The sequence below is a fragment of the Clostridium sp. ZBS15 genome (genome assembly GCF_023845705.1).
Lineage (GTDB): Bacteria > Bacillota > Clostridia > Clostridiales > Clostridiaceae > Clostridium > Clostridium aquiflavi.
The window spans coordinates 1-246 of sequence record NZ_JAMQHY010000171.1 but is presented as its reverse complement, the minus strand read 5'-3'; the positions used below and the strand labels follow the sequence as shown (position 1 = coordinate 246).

At 45.1% G+C, this 246-nt stretch carries 1 protein-coding gene; it reads left to right on the top strand.

Translation table 11 applies throughout. The annotated features are described in order from the left end of the window. A partial coding sequence (locus NG904_RS16925; protein ID WP_252232896.1) for a GTP-binding protein occupies positions 1–246 on the top strand: 246 nt, incomplete at both ends.

Genomic DNA, 246 nt, shown 5'->3' with positions numbered 1-246 from the left:
GGACTGGATGGAGCAAGAGCAAGAACGTGGTATCACAATTACTTCTGCTGCAACTACAGCACAATGGAAAGGTCACCGTGTAAATATCATTGACACTCCAGGACACGTAGATTTCACAGTAGAAGTAGAACGTTCTTTACGCGTACTTGATGGCGCAGTAGCAGTACTTGATGCACAATCTGGTGTAGAACCACAAACAGAAACTGTTTGGCGTCAGGCTACTACTTATGGTGTACCTCGTATCGT